This window comes from Brucepastera parasyntrophica (genome assembly GCF_022376835.1).
In the GTDB taxonomy this organism is placed as follows: Bacteria; Spirochaetota; Spirochaetia; order Treponematales; family Treponemataceae; genus Brucepastera; species Brucepastera parasyntrophica.
Map to the genome: position 1 here is coordinate 1425820 of NZ_CP084606.1, position 20049 is coordinate 1445868.

13 protein-coding genes and 1 pseudogene are annotated in these 20049 nt (G+C 47.3%); 2 read left to right on the forward strand and 12 right to left on the reverse strand.

The features are described 5' to 3' along the window. Positions 1-11 precede the first annotated feature (11 nt). Genes uppP through K7I13_RS06765 form a run of 3 tightly spaced genes read right to left on the reverse strand, consistent with a single transcriptional unit; the run spans position 12 to position 3971 of the window. Positions 12-815, reverse strand: a complete 804-nt coding sequence (gene uppP, locus K7I13_RS06755) for an undecaprenyl-diphosphatase UppP (protein WP_255948945.1) — start codon at positions 813-815, stop codon at positions 12-14. A 17-nt stretch (positions 816-832) separates the two neighbouring features. Beyond that, entirely contained in the window at positions 833-2986 is a 2154-nt protein-coding gene (locus K7I13_RS06760) for a flagellar assembly lytic transglycosylase (RefSeq protein WP_255948947.1), read from the reverse strand. A 1-nt stretch (position 2987) separates the two neighbouring features. Further along, a complete protein-coding gene (locus K7I13_RS06765; RefSeq protein ID WP_255948948.1) occupies positions 2988-3971 on the reverse strand; it encodes a LysM peptidoglycan-binding domain-containing protein in 984 nt (327 codons plus the stop codon). A 111-nt stretch (positions 3972-4082) separates the two neighbouring features. Between K7I13_RS06765 and K7I13_RS06770 the strand changes: the two genes are divergently transcribed. Continuing rightward, on the forward strand, positions 4083-5426 hold the full coding sequence (locus K7I13_RS06770; RefSeq protein ID WP_255948949.1) for a tetratricopeptide repeat protein: 1344 nt from the start codon (positions 4083-4085) through the stop codon (positions 5424-5426). Between the two features lie 30 nt (positions 5427-5456). On the opposite strand, the gene rsmG is transcribed toward K7I13_RS06770, so the two are convergent. Next, positions 5457-6245 (reverse strand): 16S rRNA (guanine(527)-N(7))-methyltransferase RsmG, encoded by a 789-nt coding sequence (gene rsmG / locus K7I13_RS06775; protein WP_255948950.1) that lies wholly within the window; start codon positions 6243-6245, stop codon positions 5457-5459. 2 nt (positions 6246-6247) lie between these two features. Then, a pseudogene (locus K7I13_RS06780) lies at positions 6248-8619 on the reverse strand (helix-hairpin-helix domain-containing protein). A 187-nt stretch (positions 8620-8806) separates the two neighbouring features. On the opposite strand from K7I13_RS06780, the gene metA reads away from it, so the two are divergent. After that, on the forward strand, positions 8807-9724 hold the full coding sequence (metA, locus tag K7I13_RS06785) for a homoserine O-acetyltransferase MetA (protein WP_255948951.1): 918 nt from the start codon (positions 8807-8809) through the stop codon (positions 9722-9724). On the opposite strand, the gene K7I13_RS06790 is transcribed toward metA, so the two are convergent. The 7 genes from K7I13_RS06790 to K7I13_RS06820 form a co-directional block, all read right to left on the reverse strand. After that, on the reverse strand, positions 9717-11324 hold the full coding sequence (locus K7I13_RS06790; RefSeq protein ID WP_255948952.1) for a putative ABC transporter permease: 1608 nt from the start codon (positions 11322-11324) through the stop codon (positions 9717-9719). The two genes, metA and K7I13_RS06790, sit on opposite strands and share 8 nt — an antisense overlap. A gap of 206 nt (positions 11325-11530) precedes the next feature. After that, on the reverse strand, positions 11531-13159 hold the full coding sequence (locus K7I13_RS06795; protein ID WP_255948953.1) for an alpha-amylase family glycosyl hydrolase: 1629 nt from the start codon (positions 13157-13159) through the stop codon (positions 11531-11533). A 209-nt stretch (positions 13160-13368) separates the two neighbouring features. Continuing rightward, on the reverse strand, positions 13369-14229 hold the full coding sequence (locus K7I13_RS06800) for a sugar ABC transporter permease (RefSeq protein ID WP_439647483.1): 861 nt from the start codon (positions 14227-14229) through the stop codon (positions 13369-13371). Positions 14230-14273: 44 nt separating this feature from the next. Continuing rightward, on the reverse strand, positions 14274-15662 hold the full coding sequence (locus K7I13_RS06805; RefSeq protein WP_255948955.1) for a carbohydrate ABC transporter permease: 1389 nt from the start codon (positions 15660-15662) through the stop codon (positions 14274-14276). Positions 15663-15755: 93 nt separating this feature from the next. Then, the gene (locus K7I13_RS06810) at positions 15756-15911 is read right to left on the reverse strand and encodes a hypothetical protein (protein WP_255948956.1); all 156 of its coding nucleotides are present in this window, start codon (positions 15909-15911) and stop codon (positions 15756-15758) included. A gap of 29 nt (positions 15912-15940) precedes the next feature. Continuing rightward, positions 15941-16945, reverse strand: coding sequence for a sugar ABC transporter substrate-binding protein (locus tag K7I13_RS06815; protein ID WP_255948958.1), 1005 nt, complete (start codon positions 16943-16945; stop codon positions 15941-15943). Positions 16946-17022: 77 nt separating this feature from the next. Then, positions 17023-19827, reverse strand: coding sequence for an alpha-amylase family glycosyl hydrolase (locus K7I13_RS06820; protein ID WP_255948959.1), 2805 nt, complete (start codon positions 19825-19827; stop codon positions 17023-17025). Positions 19828-20049 lie beyond the last annotated feature (222 nt).

Here is a 20049-nt window from a genome sequence, read left to right on the forward strand (position 1 = left end):
CAAATAGGGATCTATTTTACGGCAAAGTATATCGCAAGGGAAATTCCGACAGGCACCAGATAAAATGCAAAATATCCGAGTTTTCCCTTATTAATAAGGGTTATCAGGAATTTCAGAGACAGCAAACCGACAATAAAAGCGGTCAGCATCCCTGCAATAAGCGAAATTGCCGATACAGATCCAGTTAGAGTATCGGCATCTTTGAGCTCAAGAATAAATGCTGCAAGTATCGCGGGAATAGAAAGTAAAAAAGAAAATTCACCGGCCACCCTGCGGTCCAGTCCGGTAAAAAGCGAAGCCGATATTGTGCTTCCCGAGCGGGAAATACCGGGGATAACGCCTATTCCCTGGACTGTTCCGATAATAAGGCCCCGGACCAGATTCGGGGCTTCTACAGTCTGCTTTGGCGTAAACCGGCCCGATATGAACAAAAGAATCCCGGTTACTACAAAACAGCAGGAAATTACAAAAGGAGAAATCTCCCTGACAAAATCTTTCAGGATAAACCCTATTATTCCGGTCATGGCCGTGGCCGCGATCAGGGCAATAATGGTTTTCTGATCAGGGCGGTCAGATTCAAGAGGTTTTCGTATGATAAACCGTCCGACTACACACAGCAATTCCCATATGCGCCGGCGGAAAACTATGCAGACAGCGGCAAGCGTGGCCAGATGCAGCATAATATCAAAAAGAAGTGGGACTTCCGTTTGTCCGATAAAATAGGAAATAATGGCCAGATGTCCTGAACTGGAAACTGGCAGAAATTCAGCCAATCCCTGAACAAACCCGAGAAGAACAGATTCTGCAATGTTCATTACAACCCCGCAAAAGATCAGAATAACTCGCGGACAATCTGTCCGGTTGTTTTTTGATAGTAAAGATACCCGTAAACCGCGGCCGCTGCAAGCACTTTCCTGCCGTAATCGCGGGTTTCCGCAATGGGAATTGTTTCAAGAAAAAGATCTCCCGCCATCGGGCCGGCGGCGTTCCAGCCGGTTATGCCGTTAACACCTCCGGCGGTGCGCTGCCAGTTCCTGATCCTCGTTATACCGGCGTTATATGCAAAAAGGGCAGGCATAATCTTTCCGTCAAGCCTGCCTATCAGTTCGGCGAGATAAAAGGCCCCAAAAGTGATATTGGTTTCCGGATCGGTTAAATCATATTCACTGTACCGGAGTTTACGGGCAACATCGCCCGCAGTCGGCCTCATCATCTGGGTCAAGCCCATGGCTCCTGCGTGGGAAACAGCGTCCGCCTGAAAAAAACTTTCCGTCCGGATCAGCGCGTAGAGCAGGTATTCAGGCACATCGAAGCGGATGGATGCGGCCGAAATTTCATCCCGCCAGGGTCTCGGATACAAAAAACCAAGTTCAAGGTCTGTTATGGGTTCGGAAGAGGACCGGAGGGACAATATTGATAAGCGTAAAGCCTGGCTGTGAAGCCCGGCCCCGGTCAGTTTGGCGGCAAGGTCCCGGGCAAGGGAAAGAGGCAGGGAAGGATACATTCTGACCGCCGCCGGGTATACCTGTTCAGGAAGATGGTATTCCGCGTAACCCCGCAATATGGCTTCCGCGCCGACCGGGAAAGAAGGCTTTTCAGCCGGGGTACTGATTTTCGGGGCAAATGAATGGGGCGCGCCCAGGCGGATATCCAAAGCGGCGGCCGACAAAACCCGGTAATACAGGGCGCTGTGATCTTCATCAAAGGCCCGTTCAAACAGGCGTTTTGTTTCTTCGGCGGACGAAAGCCCTGACCGGGCCTTCAGATAATCAATTCTGGCAAGAATATCCCGGTCCATTGAATCGGGGAGAATTTCACTCAGACGGTAAATCCCCGCAAAGTCTTTGGCGGTAAGCCGGTCAACAAGATACGAGTCAATAATATCCGAAAAGAAATCGGGATTTTTCCATACAGTACGGTATTTCTGTATACCCTCGAACAGCTGCCCTTCGGCGAAAGCCGTGTTCAGCAGATACCAGATTGCGGTATCAGTATCTTCATCGACATCAGCGAAAGAGAGGGCGGTTTCCATTTTTGTACGCGCAAGTTCCAGATAACCGGATGAAGCCGCATACCCCTTTTGGCCGAAACGCTCGGCTTCACGTCCGTACAGGCGGGAAGAGTAAAAAGCAAGCATATACAGTATTTCGCGCGAAACGTCCGGATCCGCGTAAAGCCGGTCAAAAAGCCTGTCAAAGTATACGGCCGAGGCCGCGTAATTCGGCGATCCATAAAGGGCGGCCCTGCCGAAGTCCGAAAAAACGGCCCGGTACAGAAAATCGCGGATGTCTGTATTTTCGAGCAGAGGCTCAACCTGGGTCCAGGCCCGCTGGTAATCCCGCTTATACATGCTTATCCGGGCCGCGGTGACAGCATAAAATTCCGGCGGATAATTCTCCGGAAGCGACTCAAACCGTCCGGCCAGAAGCGCGGAAAGCGGATGGCGGCTATACCACTGGGGAACTCCGCCGGGAACTTCATCAAAGCGGCCAAGCTCAATAAGGAGTTCCGCATGCAAATCCCGCAGTGTTTCATCTTCATTTTCGGGAAATTTGAAGGCGCCGTCCTTTTGTATCTGATTTAAACGCTGCCCGACGGACCTGAGTCTTTCCGAGGCCGGTCCGTAAAGACAGAGCTGCTGCATGCACAGGGTCCGGAAAGGTTCTTTTGTGTCATTTTTTCTGTTCTGCCCGCCGGTACCTGCGCCCGCTTCAAACATCCTTCTGGCTTCGGCAGTTTTTCCGGCTTTTAAAAGATGCATTCCGATATAATAGGGAGCTTCCGGTCCGAATTTCAGCGCATCACCGTATTTTTTTGGAGAAAGAGTATCCGTAAAATGATAATTACCCGCCTGCAGCGCGGATAATAACTCAGCCCGTGAAAGTTTTTTCAGGGAAGAAGCGCCGCAGGACGTACCGGAAAATAAAAACAGCAGAAAACAGGTTCCGGATAGCAGCATCCGGAACCGGGAATATGAAAGACTCAACTTACTTTGCAGGAATCGTAATATAGGTTCCGGCAATAATCAGATCAGGATTTTTAATATTATTAAACCGGGCTATTCGCATATACTGCCAGGGATCGCGGTAATATGTCGCGGAAAGATCCCACAGGGTGTCGCCCCATATTATCTTGTAACGCACATTCTGGGCATCCGGGACCGGTTCGGGCTGGACAGGAACCACGGGTTCCTCCGGTTCTTCAATAACTACGACCTGAGGAGCTTCTTCCGCGGGTGTTTCAACCGGCGGAGGGGTTATTTCTTCCGGAATTGGTTCGGCTTCAGGAATGGGTTCCGGTTCAACAACGGGAACAACAGGAACCTCAATAATAACAGGATTTGAGGCAATTTCCTGAATGGACCGGTTCAGAACCATCGTCCGAGCAGATATAATCAGCGCTATAACAAGTGCAGCAATTCCGAAAATCAGTATTGTTACACACAACCATGCGGGCATTAAAACTCCGCTTTTTTTCTCATCGTCCGTATTCATGGTATACAATTCTCCCGGAGTATTTTCATAGGCAAAATCATCGGCCACATTTTCATGCAGGGGATCTTCGCCCAGAATGACATCTTCATCTTCCATAGTGGAATTCAAATCGAAATCAGGAAGGATATTAAGATCTTCCTGATCCAGTGTTGCCAAAGACGCTTTTAATAATTCCCGGGAACCGGAGTCAAGATCAACCGCTTCCGCCGATAATTCATTGAATTCATCGAGCGTAAGCGTGAGTTCTATCGTAGGATCTCCTGAAGGCTTTTTTGCAATATCTTCTATTATTAAAGTACCGACATATTCGGCGTTATGCATGGTATTATTCTCGCTGCGGTACAGATTTATCTGAACGCTTGTCTGATCATCGCGGACTGTTGTTAAATCAAGTACCTTGCTGCCGGGGACTTTATCCTGCAAAACGGGAAAAAACGTACTATCTGCAAGTTTGATGCCAATTGAAGCACCGTCCATAACTATACCTCTTTACTATTAACTAGTCTCTTATTATAATTTAGTATGGGATGTGACTATTGTCAATGTTAATTATTGACACAGATTCACGTTCCGCTCATAATAATCACTATGAATGCAAGTTTTACTGTTATTATTGTAATTCTTATTGCAGCGGCAGCTATTCTCTTGCTTACCTTCCTCGGAAGGAGTCGGGCAGGAAAGTCTCCAAAGCAAAAGAAGCAAAAAGACAGGGCTGTTATCATTCGCGAAGCTAACAGAAGACTGGCTCAGAATCCCCGTGATCCGGAAGGTCTCACGGTAATGGGAAATATTTATTTTCAGGATCAGAACTGGGAAAAAGCTTATACCGCCTATGAAATTCTATTCTGTCTTGCATCATCAACCCCGAAAATCGATCCCTTTGAAAATGCGCTCCGTTATGGTATTGCGGCAATAAAATTGAATAAAATACCGGAAGCTACCAAGGCTTTTGTCGAAGCGAGAAAACTGCGAAGAGACAGTTTCGAGGCAAATTACAATCTGGGGTATATTTGTTATATCCAGAAAGAGTATGAAAAGGCCATTACCTTTCTCAAACAGGCCCTGGTTATTGACCCCGAGAGCATTCCGGCCCAGAAATATATGGGTTTCAGTATGCACAAGGCCCATCATTTCAGGGAAGCCCTGAAATATCTCAAACGGGCCCTTGAGGCGGAGCCGGAAGACAGGGAAATTCTGTTTGCCATGGCTGAATGTCTGTATGAAACGGGCGCTCAGGAACAGGCCCTGAAAATATTTTCAGCCCTCAGCTCGCATCCGACCCTTGGTCCGCACGCGGCACTGTATTCCGGTATAATTTATACCCAGAACGGACAGTTTGAAAAGGCAATAACGGAATTTGAGACCGGACTGAAACACGACAATCTGCCGAAAGAACTCAGCAATGACATTAATTATAAACTGGCGGCTGTGCTTATTAAAAACCAGGACCTCGGAAGGGCATTGTCGGTCCTCAAGGAAATACAGAAAACAACACCTGGATATAAAGATGTTCCGTCCCTTATTGTGCGCTACCGGGAATTGAACCAGAACAAGAACCTGAAGACATATCTGCTGTCGGTTCAAAGTGAATTCACCGAACTCTGCAAAAAAATGGTCACGGAGTTTTTTCCGGGCGCCAGAGTTAAAATTACTGATATTGAAATGTATGCGGATTATTCGGATATTGTTGCCAAAGTTGACACATCAAAATGGACAGATATCGTTCTTTTCCGCTTTTACAGGGGACAGGGATCAATCGGTGAAATTCCGCTCCGCGATTTCCATGCCAGAATAAAGGATATTAAGGCAGGAAAGGGCATCTGTGTTGCGGCAGGGGTCTTCACGGATGAAGCCAAGAGGTTTATTGACGGCCGGCCGGTTTACATTTATGACAAAGACCAGCTGAACAAGCTTCTCAATAAGATTGAATAGACGGAAATCCTGATAGTTTTTTCAAGGAAATCATCTCATAAGCACAAGAAATCTTTCTTCATGTTCAAGAAAGGGTACCTGCAAAGGTACTGCGTTCCATTCTTTCAGCAGGGCTTCAACGCCGCTCATTTCTTCCCTGATCGCGTTTATCCTCGCCTTGTAAGCGGCCAGCATTCCTCGTGGTTTTATTGTTGCTGTCAGTATTTTCAGCATGGAAGCGTCAAGGGGCCTGAAGGCCCGGAATACCGTAAAATCGAACATTTTTCCGGGGGCTTTTTCCAGTTCAGTGTTCAGAACGGTGACATTTTCAAGACCAAGCAGAGCCGCGCAGTTTTCAAGAAAGGTACAGCGCCTGCTCATCCGCTCAATCAATGTAAACCGGATGCCGGGAAACAGGATCGCGAGAGGAATACCGGGGATGCCGGCTCCGGACCCGGCGTCAGCGATCCGGACCGGATCGCTGAATGAAGCGTCTGTATACATATCATTGGCCTTCTCCGCCAGAATCCGCCAGGGTGAAAGCGCATCAAGTATGTGCCGGACAACAAGGTCGCTCCGGCCCTGCGCGGAATCCGTATCCGCGCCGATAAGGTTAAAGACTGAATTAAACAGGACGAGTTCCTTCAGGTAGGCTTCAAAAAGGGAACCAAGGGTTTCGCGTCCGTTTACGGTGATTTTTCCGAAGTCCTGGTTGTGTTCGGGTATCTCCAGTTTTTTCAGGCCTTCTGAAAGAAGGTCTTCCGGCGGGAGGGGAAAGTTTATGGGAACCGCTGTCTTTTTCCCGCCCGCGCCGACTCTTTCACCGGCCTTTTTTTTCACCTCTATTTCCTGTTTTTCAGGAGTTCCGCAAACGGATTATAGGTCAGGCCGTCATCATCGCGGGAAGAGCGGCCTCGGTCATTGCCGCCGTCCTTCCGGGGCCGGTTATCAGCCCTCTTCTCATGGCTGTTCGCGGGCCTGCCGGGAGTTTTCTTTTCATCCGAAGTACGGACGACTGCGGTACGTTTTTTTTCAGCGCCGTCCCGTTTCGGGCCAGGCGCGGAAGAGGCTGACTTGCAGCTCAGGCTGATTCTCCTGCGGTCAATATCAAGGCCGATAATACGGCATTCTTTTACATCTCCGACCTTAACGACATCCATCGGGTCTTTTACAAAGGAATCGCTCATTTCGCTCAGATGCAGAAGGGCCGTTTCTTTTATTCCGATATCAACGAAGGCGCCGAAATCAACGACATTCTTGATCTTTCCGGTCACAACCATGCCTTCCTTAAGATCCTCAAAAGAAAGAACGCCCTTTTGCATGATGGGCTTCGGGTATCCGTCGCGGGGATCGCGGTTCGGCTTTTTCAGTTCTTCAATTATGTCATTTATGGTAGTTTCGCCCAGTTCATATTTTACCTTTATTTCACTGCGGGTCTCGCGGTCGACCTCAGCCCCCTGTGCACTACTTCATATACGACTCTGGCCGCGGGATAATTCTCGGGATGGACCCAGCTGTTATCAAGAGGGTCCGTGCTTTCCGGGATTTTAAGAAAGCCGGCGCACTGTTCAAAACTTTTCGGGCCCATTCCGGGAACGCTCATAAGGGCGTCCCTGCTGGTAATCTTGCCTGAAGATTCACGGTAAGAAACAATTTTTTTAGCCAGGGTACTGTTTATACCGGATACATATTTCAGCAGTGAAGCGCTGGCCGTATTGAGATTAACGCCCACATTATTGACTACGGAACCGACAACCTCATCAAGGGTTTCGGACAGTTTTTTCTGGTTTACATCATGCTGATAGAGTCCGACGCCTATGGATTTAGGGTCAATTTTGACCAGTTCGGCCAGGGGGTCCTGCAGCCGTCTGCCGATTGAAATTGCCCCGCGAATTGTCAGATCAAGGTCAGGGAATTCTTCCCGGGCAATATCACTCGCCGAATAAACGGAAGCGCCGTCTTCATCAACAACGGTATAGAGTACATTGGGACAGAATTCGTTAATGACCTGCGAGACTATTTCCTGGACTTCCTTTGTCCCGGTCCCTCCTCCGACTGCTATCAGCTGAATATTGTAATCTTTTATTGCGGCAAGAACCGCAGCTTTCGAAGGCTCGGCTTTTTGCTGGTAAATAATGAAAGACCCGAGGTACTTGCCGGTCTCATCGAGGGCAGCGCACTTTGTACCGGTTCGGATTCCCGGATCAATTCCCAGAATTCTGGTCCCCTTTATTGGCTGCTGCATCAGAAGATTTTTAAGATTTTCACTGAAAACCCCAATACCATGGGAATCCGCATTTTCCGACAGATCGGAACGGATTTCCCTGACAACCGCCGGAGAAAGCAGGCGGACAACGCCGTCTTCAATTGCTTCTTTGTGGTAGGTATTATGTATCGTATATTTGCGCTCAAGGAGTTCTATGGCGCCGTCAACATCCACATCTATTTTTACATCAAGGGCGCCGTCCCGTTCTCCCCGGTTTATAGCCAAAACCCTGTGGGGCTTAATCTGGTTAAGCGGTTCTTTGTAATCCCAATACATTTGGTAAACAGAGGATTTCTGGGCAGCTTCATCACCGATGCCCGTAACCACAAACTGTCCGCTTTTCGTGTAAAAATCACGCACTTCAGCGCGGGTTTCCGGCGTCTGCGCGACCTGTTCGGCTATAATATCCATTGCGCCGTTCAGGGCCTCTTCAGCAGAATGTACCGATAATTCGGTATTTTCTTCATCAACCCGGATAAAATCCTTCGCTTTTGCTTCGACAGAGTCCTTGTCAAGTTCCTGCATAGCCTCGGCAAGCGGCTCCAGGCCGCGTTCAACGGCAAGCATTCCTCTTGTCTTCTTTTTTTTCTTGAACGGCGCCCACAAATCTTCAAGCTCGGTGAGTGTATTTGCGTTCATTACATTGTTATACAGATTTTCAGTCAGCTTTCCCTGCCCGAAAATACCCCTTATAATCTCCAAGCGTCTGGTTTCAAGGTTATTATAGCTTTTATACAGATGATCACTGTCACGCACCTGCACTTCATCCAGAGACCCGTGCTGTTCTTTCCGGTAACGGGAAATAAAAGGGATGGTACAGCCTTCGCTGACGAGCGATACCACCGCGGAAACCTGACCGGGCTGTATTTGCAGCTCATCGGCAATGCGTTTTAAAATAGCGACTTCATTTATTGAAAGCGCGTCAATTTGTTCCTGAGTATATTCCATAGAAAGGTATAATACCGGAAAAAAAAGGCCCCCGCAAGACTGAAAACAAAAAAACTCATATTCACAGAAAGGCTGAAATCAGTTACTATTATTTCAGTGTTTTATTCCCGTCTTCACCAGAAATGACGGGAATTCCGATTGCAAGTGTTTGTAAGTCAGGGAAGTATAAAAGTATTCCGGAGGAACGATGCCCGTTAAAATACCAGCTGCGCTGCCGGCAGCGAAAATTCTGACCAGCGAAAATATCTTTATAATGGATGACCAGCGTGCGAGTCATCAGGATATCCGTCCCCTCAAAATCGCGATTTTGAACCTCATGCCGGCAAAGGAAGTCACCGAAACACAGCTTTTGCGCCTGCTCGGAAATACGCCTCTGCAGATAGAAATAACCCTGCTGACAATGGCTTCCCATAAATCGGCGAATACCAGCGCGGAATATCTGAATATGTTTTACCGGACATTTGAAAGTGTAAAAGACCAGAAATTCGACGGACTCGTAATTACAGGAGCGCCTGTCGAGCATCTTTCCTTTGAACAGGTGGATTACTGGAATGAACTTTCGGAAATCCTTGAATGGAGTAAAACCCATGTGTACAGCACACTGTATATCTGCTGGGGCGCACAGGCAGCCCTGTATTATTTTTACAGCATTGATAAGCAGCTGCTTGATTCAAAGGTTTTCGGCATTTTCGAACACCGTGTTCTTAATCCGGTACATAAACTTGTCCGGGGTTTTGACGACACATTCCGGGCCCCTCACAGCCGGCATACGGCTATCCGGAGGGAAGATATAGAAAAATTCTCGGACCTTGAAATTCTTGCGGAATCGGACGAAGCAGGAGTATTTCTTGTGGCTAGCCGGGACGGCCGGTCCATTTTTATCACTGGCCATGCGGAATATGACGCCGATACGCTCGCAAAAGAATACCAGAGGGATCTTGCAAGAGGCCTCTCTATCAGTATACCCCATGATTATTTTCCTGATAACAGCCCGGAAAAACTGCCCCCTGTGAGCTGGAGGGCGCACGCGAACCTCCTTTTTGTCAACTGGCTGAACTATTTCGTATATCAGGAAACGCCTTTTGATATTGCAGCTATTAATTAAGCGGCTCCGGCTGTCCAGCCGGAGCACCGCTGTCCGCGTCGGATTTTGCCGGTTCAGGCCCCTGATGTTCCGGATCGGATTTATCCAGAAATTTCATATTGGAATATAACCGTTCCATCTTTTCGTTCGGATAGTATTCATCAAAGAAACGGCCGACAGCTGTTTTCGCGGCGATCCCGTCTCTCCGCTCGGACCAGCGCCGGACAACGGCGGCAGTATATGCCGCGTCAGAGACAAGCAGAACCGCAAAAATAATGGCAAGGATTTTGCTGATCTTCGGCGGGATTTTCCGTATAAGATGCATAAACCCTGGAAAGGCAAACCGTATCCACAATAATGCCAGGAACCCCCAGCAAAATGAAAAAAAGAGGTTGGTTCTGCCGTGGAGATTAAGCGGAGTATCATGATATTCCCATGAAACAGAATTGAACATGAGCTGCTGTATGACACTGCACAGATACTCAAAGGCGCCGCCGATAACAACGCCATATACAAAAATAAACAAATCCCGCCGTTTTTGCTGGGGCAGTAAAAGCATAGTCATGAGAACGCCGCCGGCCCCGTAAATGGGTTTAACCCATATATGCATAAAACCGATCCGGCTGTAAAATTCACCCGTTGTAATATACATCCACAGGGTTTCCACAATAAGCCCTATATATCCGGCCGCGGCAAAGATCCATACATATTCATATATTTTTGGTTTGATAATAGTCCGTTCGGCAGTCTGTTTTTTTTCTTTTTTCTGCGCAGGGACAGTCCTTTCCGTTTCCGTATCAGCCGGCGCGGATGGGGCCTGCAAAACCTGCCGTAAATCAGTCAGATGGGCGTCCTTGAGAAGTTCATAATCCGGGACTTCCCTGCTGAGCTTGAGTCCCGGAAAGGCCATAAGCAGCCGGGGGACCCCGGAAGGCGGTTTCACAAACGTATCGAGCAGTTGTTCAAATTGTTTATAAATACCGGTCGTATCGGTTTTTTGCAAATGCCTGAGACGTGCAATACTTCCCGGCAAATCCTCACGGTCAAACCATTCAAACTTGTCAGGCGCCTTTTTTGCCGCCCGTATCAGTATTTTGAAATCAGTAAGTCTGGCGGAAAAATGGACCAGCGTCCGGAGGGTCAGGACAATATCGACAAAAAGAATAAGGGCAAGAATAAAAGCAATAACATTGAGTGACTCCTCGGGAAAAAGATTCAGCACATATTCAAATGCCGGCTGGACAAACAGAATGCACAATGTCCCCAGAACACCTATGATGACAGAATTAAGCAGACTGATGCGGCCGTTAAGGCTGAATTTTGAATTTGTATAATCCCACCATTTCGCCGCGAAAATCATTTCCAGTATCCAGGAAGTTATATATTCCAGAACCGCCGAAACAATGACCGCCATGACAAAAAGAAAAATAATATTGGATTTGAACGGTTCAAGACAGAAAACAATGATTAATGCTCCGAAACCGAAAATGGGACAAACAGGACCGCGGAGGATTCCCCTATTCACAAATTTGCGCTGGGTAATCAATACATATACAACTTCACATAGCCAGCCAATCACACTGTACAGGATAAATAAAATAAACAGATAAGAGAGGGTCATATAAGCTCCTTCTTATATAATAATAAGAAATCGCAAAAACTCAATCAACAATCCCGCCCTTTTCGGCGGGATTGTCGGTTCTGCAAGGTATGGATTGCAGCGAATAAAAAACTCCGGCGGAACATACATCCTGCCGGAGTTCAAAAAAGTTTTTCAAAATTTTATATTTTGAAATGTACAGAACATTTCAAATTAAAATTTCATTTTTACTTATATGCCGCAAAAACAGCTGAACCTCTGGGAGGCATGGTAACAGCTGATCCATCCACAGCAATATCCGGATAGGTAGTAAAGATAAGGGACATATCAATTCCCTCAGGAAGATCCACAACTACCGCCTCGGGTGACAGATTATGCATAACAAAGGCTTTTTCCGTTTCCGATTCCATAACCCAGGAAATAATTTCGGATCTTTCAGTCGCAAGCGGGGTCATGCGCCCTTCATACAATGCGGGATGGGCAGTCTTTATCCGGATAACCCGTTTGTAATAATTTAAAAGCGAATCTTTGTTCTTTTCCTGCTGGTCAACCGGAATGGTATTTTTATTATACTTGGAGTCTATCCATGTTGTCTGAAGGGAATCTTTTCCCGCGGCTTTCCACATCATCGGCGTACGAATCTGCTCATCTGGTTTTGCTCCCATCATACCGATTTCCTCACCGTAATAAATAAACGGCACTCCTTCCGTAAGAATATACAGGGAAGCCGCCAGTTTAAGCTGCGCAACATCACCTCTCAGCATGCCTGAAATACGGTTCTGGTCATGGTTTGTGAGGAACGGGGCGTCAGTATAATTCGGGTTTTCCTCCGCGTAGCGCTCGTAGACAGCGTACATGGCATTCGCCAGGTTATTCTGTCCGCCGTCTCCGCTCCGTATGGCGTCGATAATCTTCGTACCGAGGTCAAAATGGAAAGATGAATCCAGGCCCCGCATATAAACCGCGCGTGTTGACGGCGGCTCCCATACTTCACCGACAGTATAGGCTTCAGGGTTCTCCGTTTTGATATAGCCGACCAGTTCCGTCCACCAGGCCACAGCCTGTTGTTCGGACGATTCTCCGGCAGGAATTTTCGCCGCATTGAATACATGCCCGGCCGCGTCAAACCTGAACCCGTCAACGCCCTTGTCCATCCAGAATTTTGAAATCTTTTTGAATTCCTCCCGGACTTCAGGGTTAGCAAGATTGAAATCAGGCATGGAGGGAACAAAGAGACCGGAATAGTAGGAATTTCCAACCTTGTTCCAGAGAGGATGGCCCCATATCCGCTGATTCAGGTTATACCGGGGATCACCCTCATCCGCCCAGCGGTACCAGTTGCGGTAGGGACTGCTTGGGTCCTTGGACGCAATAAACCAGTCCGTATAGACCGATGAATGATTGCAGGTCATATCAATAATAACTGAAATACCCCGTTTTTCCGCCTCGGCAAGAAAGATTTCAAAATCTTCCATGGTCCCATAATCAGGATTTACATTATAATAATCATCAACGTCATACCCGTGGTAGGACTGTGAAGGGAAAATGGGCATCAGCCAGATACCGGTAATCCCCAGATCACTGACTGTATTGTCATTTCCGTCATTGAGATAGTCAAGTCTGGCGGTCAGACCTTTAAAATCGCCGGTACCGTCTCCGTCCGAATCAGCAAAGGCCCGTACAAAAACACAGTAATACACACCTTCACCAGGCGTCCGGACCGTCCGAGTGATCGGAGCAAGTTCGTAAACGGCCTTCTCCGGATCAATGGGCTGTTCCTTGTTGGACGCACACGAAAAGATAAAAAATGAAACAAAAAAACATAAAAATATTGCAGGTATTTTTGTTTTTCTCACACGACCCTCCTCTAAAACCGATCGGAGTACAGCCGGAGTTTCCGGCCGCTGAACCCCATTACTTATGGATGCACTTATAATAAAAAGCACATAAACAAACTTTTACAACATCTCCGTCAATATATTCCGGCGCAGGCGCCGTTATTTAAAAAACCCCGCTTCCGAAAAAGAAACGGGGTTCAATTCAGTTGCGGACAGTAATCAGCCTTTTATTCCTTGACAGCATCGCCTGCCATGGACTTAAGCATGAATTTCTGACCTGCCATAAACAGTATGGCAAAGGGTATGGCTACCAGCAGGGCGCCGGCTGCAAACATGGTAAAGTTATCATTTGCGCGGCCGCTGATCATTTCATACAAACCGACTGCCAGTGTTTTCATATCATCACTCCGCAATACCAATCTCGGGAAAATGAAGTCCATCCACGGACCGGTAAAGCTGGTAAGAGCCAGGAACGCTATCATGGGCTTTACCATAGGAATAATAATACGCAGGTATGTCGTCAACTGGCTTGCCCCGTCAACACGGGCGGCCTCTTCGATACTCTTTGAAACAGTATCGAAATAGCCCTTCATTAGCCATGTATTATACGGGATACTCCCCGTGGCATATACCAGAACCAACCCCCAGTGGGTATTGAGTCCGTTTATACGCCACAATATAACATACGTCGCAACCATACCAATAAAACTTGGAAACATCTGAAGTACAATCATTCCTGCCATAAACGGCTTGCGGAGACCGAAACGGAACCGCGAGAAGATATATCCTGAAGTAACACAGATAGCCAATGTCAGCAGTGTATTCAGAATAGCAATCTTGATTGTATTCCGGTACCACAGCAGGTAGTTTGTTCCGCGTATGTTGGTCGTTCCCTTGACAATTTCCTGTGACGGAGTCAGCAGCCGCTGAAACTGGTACAGGGACGGTTTCGTCGGGAAAGGAACAATACTGGTTGACGCCAAGGAATTCGACTCCGTAAAAGCGGAGCTGATTGTAAAGGCAACAGGATATAATACCCATACAACAGTAATAATCAAAAATGCGTACAGGAAGAACATGACGACCATGTTGCCCGCCCGGTAACTTTTGTTTTTTGTTGCTACATCTGCCATTAGAACTCTCCTTCCTTGAACGATTTGGTCCGTGTGAAATTGTACAGAGCAAATGGTACAAGAACAATAAATACCAGAATCGACAGTACAGACGCAAGGTTATACATATTCGGCGTATTCATGGTCAGTTTATAAATCCATGATATCAACAGATCTGTCGCACCCGCGTTTGTAGTAACCGTCAGGCCCTGGTAGGGCGGACCTCCACCGGTGAGGAAGAAGACTGCACCGAAGTTATTTATATTGCTTGCAAACTGCATAATGAGAATAGGCATTGTCTGATACAGAACAAGCGGGAAAGTAATTGATTTATACTGCTGGAATTTATTCGCGCCGTCTATTGTTGCGGCTTCGTACAGCTGTCCCGGAATAGCAGTCATATTACTGGTAATAAGAATCATACTATAGGGAAAGCCAATCCAGATATTAACCAAAATCAGCGTAACTTTTGCCATATTTGGGTCGGAAAGCCAGGGTATCCCGTGTTCAATCAACCCCAGCGCAATCAGCGTACGGTTTATTGGTCCGAACGTACCGTTCAGCAGGTTGTTCCAGATAAACAGCGACAGCATGGTCGGAATCGCGTATGGCAGAATAAATATAGTCCGGAAAACTTTCGAAAATTTTATCCGTTTGTCAACCAGAATAACCGCAAAGAGCATACCAATCATATAACAGGTAATGGTGGACAGGAACGCCCACACCACGGTCCATATTGCGGCCCTTACAAAGGAAACAAACCAAGGGTTCATTCCTGTTGAGCCTGCTGCTCTTGAAGAAAACATTGTTCTGAAATTTTCAAGACCAACCCAGTCGACAAGGTTATTCGGCGGTATATGATCCGGTGAAGAATAATTGGTAAAAGCGACCAGCGCGGAAAAAAGAAGCGGCACTATGGTAAAAAAGGCCATCAGAATCACGACCGGAGTCAGCCCGATATAGGGGAAGGCCCGTTCATGGATCATTTTCTTTGTTTCGGCAAAGGTCGGATACTTGTTTTTCTCTACAATTTGTTTTGCAGATTTTTTCGCATCGTAAATGTTAAATACATATACACATATGTACAAAAGGACGATTATCAGAACGATAAGTCCCGTAATCATCATAAAGATTGAATGGTCCCTCTCCTTTATAGGCAAATGGGGCTTGGCATCGCCAAGGGTAATCAGCCCTACAAGAGAGTTAACAATGGGACCTTTGAAATTGAAAGCAAGATTTTTTACGTCAAAAACAACGAAAAAAATCATCAGGAATTCGGCTAATGCGTATAGTGCACCACGCAAATACTGTTTTAAAAACAGGATCTGTCCCAATCCCGCAAAACATGCAGATGCAATAGGAGCTCTTGTAATTATCTTATCATTGACAACAGTGTCCTGTTTACTCATATTAACTCACTCCATCACAGTTTATGAAAAGGCGGAGGCACCGTTAAACAGTGCCTCCTGCGCAACAGGATCTATCATCCCGTTTTTCAGAGTTTATTTTGCGGCTTCCATTGCGGCAGCTGCAGCATTCAACTCTTTTACGACATCTGCGCCGTCCCAGATACTGGCAAAGGCAGCATTCATTGATGACCAGTAAGTACCCATCTGAGGAATGGTCGGCATCGGAGTTGCATAAGCGGCCTGGGCCATTATGCCTTTGCTGTATTCATCAGTAACTGTTACGTCTTTTCTCGGGGGATCTGGTCAGTATACTCATACCGTTTCTGCAGGACTTCTTTTGACATGAGGAAGCGTGCAAATTCCTTCGCGATTTCAGGATAGTTTGAATAGGCGCTTACAAACGCCAGGCGGATTCCTGAGAAAGATGCGGGAGGTGTTGACTGTCCGGGGAATACCGGAATAGCGGCTACACCGAAATTGATCTTCAGTTTCTTGTATTCGTTTATTTTCCAGGGACCTACGATTACCATTGCGGCCTTTCCTTCAGTGAAAGAAGAACTGCAGAAGTCGCCGCTCATGTCGGAAGCCGGAACATCAAGAATTGTCTTGCGGAGAGTCTGGAAGTATTTCGCGCCTTCAACAGCCTTGGGGCTGTTCAGGTTGTGCTGTTTGCGGTCGCTTCCGCTCGGACCGAACAGGGGAGCGCCGAAGCCGCCCATGAAGATATAGTCATAATAGGCATTCGCAACTTCCCATACAATAGCGAACTTGTTCTGGGCTTTGTTGTTCCATGTCTTTGCAAATTCTTCAACTTCTGCCCATGTTTTGGGAGGATTCTTGATAGCATCCTTGTTATAGAACAGCGCATAGGTTTCGATTGCAAGGGGATATCCGTATGTTACACCATTGTACTGGGACCCGAAAACAGCAGCGTCAATGAATTCATTCTTGATGAATGAAGGATCATCTATAGGCAATACGTGTCCGCCATTTACAAGGGCGCCAAGATGGTCGTGAGGGGCTACAAAAATATCTGCGCCTACGCCAGCAGGACCGTCAAGCTCGATTTTTGAGCGGGAATCAACGGATCCGACCGGTTCATAGATGATGTTTACTTCAGGATGAATTTTCTTGAATTCACCTGCTGCCCACAGCATGAAATCTTTTTCAGCACCTTCGGATTCCCAAACTTTAAGCTGGACCTTTCCTTCGCCAGTACCGCCAGCAAATACTGCACCAGTCAGCAGCATAACACCAAGAAGCACGAAAATAATCTTTTTCATTCTTTCCTCCTATTCAAATATCCGTTGTGCTAAACCGGATACTCTATTATTGACCTGTTTTTCCGTTCTGTCAAATATTACTTTGCAGTACGGAGAATAATTGCGGTCAATGGTTCAATAGTTACCTGGTTTTTCTGCACGCTTACCCCGGCAGAACTCCCGTTTTCCAGTTTTTTCCCGGCGGAAATACCGCCGCCGGCATCCGCAAATACTGTTGCGGATGATACATCAGAGCCAACATCAAAAGTCATGGGTTTTAATTCTGCATTGACGAGAACAAACCATTTCCCGTCAGTCCAGTCCAGCGTATATCCGATTGTCAGACGGCTGTCTTCCGGATTCGGCAAAAGGGCAGCGGCTTTGTTGATTGTCGCCATATCGCCTATCCGGAAAACATCGCGGGTTTTCCGCAGATTTATCATGCTGGCGGTATAATCCAGTACAGACTGATAATCGGCGTTCAGGGTCCATACAACCTGATTTATATTATCAGAAGAATCATAGCTGTTCCGCACAAAATTTCCGATGGTTTCATTCCGGGAACTCCTGAGATTCGGTTTTGTCCGGCCCCTTTCCTGACCGCCGTGCATAAAAGCGATTCCCTGACTTGTCATAACAAAGAAATTTCCGAGTTTTATGCGTTTTGCGATTTCCGCGCGCTGTTCGGGAACGCTGTCATCAAGCTGGGCGTTATGCGAAATGGTGTCATGCAGGGTAAGTCCGTCATGGGCGGCAATGTACTGCATGTTATCACCGGGGCTGTCCGCCTTGTAATTCACCTGGGGCTGTCCCAGAATATTCTTGTACAGACGTTCCGTATCCGGGCCGCGCTTTGTCAGGAAACCCCTGCCGGCCTCATTGAAGCCCCCAGCCTTAAGAAGATCCCGGAATTCGTCATTGAATACGGCGACCGAATCTGTTTTTGTCATATAATTCTGGTCCATACCGACTGTTCCGGCCGGACCGTTATACATTTTCCAGCCTTCGCCCTCAAAAAGCACATCAGGATTGATTGCCTTTGCAGCGGCATAGGCGTCCAGAACGGTTTTTGTGTCCATAAGCCCCATAAGATCAAAGCGGAATCCGTCTACCTTATATTCTTTTACCCAGTATGCCACCGAATCGACGATCAGCCGTCTGGCCATAGCCCGTTCGGTCGCGACATCATTTCCGCAGCCGGAATTGGATGTGAATTTTCCGTCGGCATTCATCCGGAAAAAATATCCGGGGACTATGTCTTCCAGGAAAGTAGTATTTGCCATGTGGTTATATACAACATCCAGAAGAACCCCGAGGCCAGCCTTATGGCATTCATTTATAAGATTTCTGAGCTCGGCTACACGCGAATAGGGATTGGAAGCGTCTGTGGCATACCACCCTTCAGGAGTAAAATAGTTATGGGGATCATAGCCCCAGTTATAATTATTATCACTTACAGTCCCGCTGTTTTCATATTTCCGGTCGGTTTCATCCGTAAAGTAAAAATTAAGGACGGGCATAAGCTGTATATGGGTTACTCCCAGCGATTTCAGATAGGGGATTTTTTCAATAAAAGCATTATAGGTTCCAGGAGGGGCTTTAACATTTGCGTCCGGGCTGATAGTGAAATCGCGGACCGACATTTCATAAATAATGGCGTTTTCGCGTTTTTCAAGTTTGACATAGGGCGCAGACATGCCGCCCGCGGGGAGAGCGCGGCTGTCCGCAAGATTCACGACCGCCGCGCGGCCGGAACCGCCGGTGTTCCGGTATGCCGCCATTGAGCGGGCATAAGGATCGAGTACGGCCTTTGTACCGCCGGAATTGGTCAGCAGGATGTCATAAAACAGCCCGTCAGGGTCAGTCTGGGAGAAAGCGGCTGTCCAGACGCCGGTCTTTTTGTCCAGGGTCATGGGCACGGTAAAATCGGGAGACGCGGCCGTGTCCCGCCGGTACAGCTGTACTGTTGCCGCCGATGATGTCGGCGCCCATAAATTAAATGTGACTGATTTTTTTGCCGCGTCGTACACAGCGCCCAGGGTTATATCCTTGCCGGGGACTGACGATTCGGCGAGCGAAATTGCGAGTTTTGATCCGTCAATCTGCTTGTCGCCTTCAAAAACAGGATTTTTCAAGATAATTGCCTCTGAAATTCCGGCAGGTTCCGCAAGTTCTATTGTTACCGTCCGGGTATAGTTGTATGAATAATCTTTCGGGCTGTCTGTATTAAACACTTTTGCAATTTTATATACCTTTCCGCCATCTTTTGTTTCTACTGTGAAACCGGAAGGTCCGCCGTCCGTATCAAGTCCGTACCGGCCGCTCAGCATAACCTGGATTTCCGTTTCCGAAGTAAGAACTGCGGTCAGGGCCTTTGGTTTATAGTCTTCCGCCGCATAGGTATTCATGTTGCCGGAAAAAATCGCGATGGATTTTGATACCTTGGTATCCCAGAAACGGTCATCCTGGCCGTCTTTTATCCAGTCATCTTTCTGGCGGACTATAAGTCCAAGCTGTCCGTCCGAACCAACGGGTTTCACCCCCAGATCGGAACCGTCCATTTTAAACCGCATATATCCGATTCCGTCTTCAACAGTCCAGTTCTGTGTTTTCGGCCAGGCCGCGGCCCCGTCCCCATCGGGAAGGGCCCACATCCACAGGGCCCAGGGGGCGTAATTTTTGTCCGCTCTGACATAATATATAACAAGCTCGTCTTCTGTCGGAGCAAGTTTTTCATTTAATGCTATAACACTCGCAAGTCCCGCAGGAGCAGCATTTTCATAGGTTCCTGGCGCTGCCGATAGCAGATCAGCCCCGCTGGTACTGCCGGTAGCGCATGAACCGGAAACAAACAGTACAAATGAGATCAGTCCGATAACTGACAACCATTTAGCTTTCTTCAAAATGAAGCCTCCTGATAACTAATAACTGTAAGTTTCAGTATAACAGCAGTCGGGCGTTTCACGCAATGTTTTTTTGAATAAAACCGGAGAAGAAATACGGCAAGCCCTCATGAAACACACAATGATAACAACAAGAATCATTTTTTAGTGACAGGAATTCGGAAAAAAAATGTTTTTTCGCAGTTTTTCACAGATTTTTCATATGATAATGGATTTTTCCAT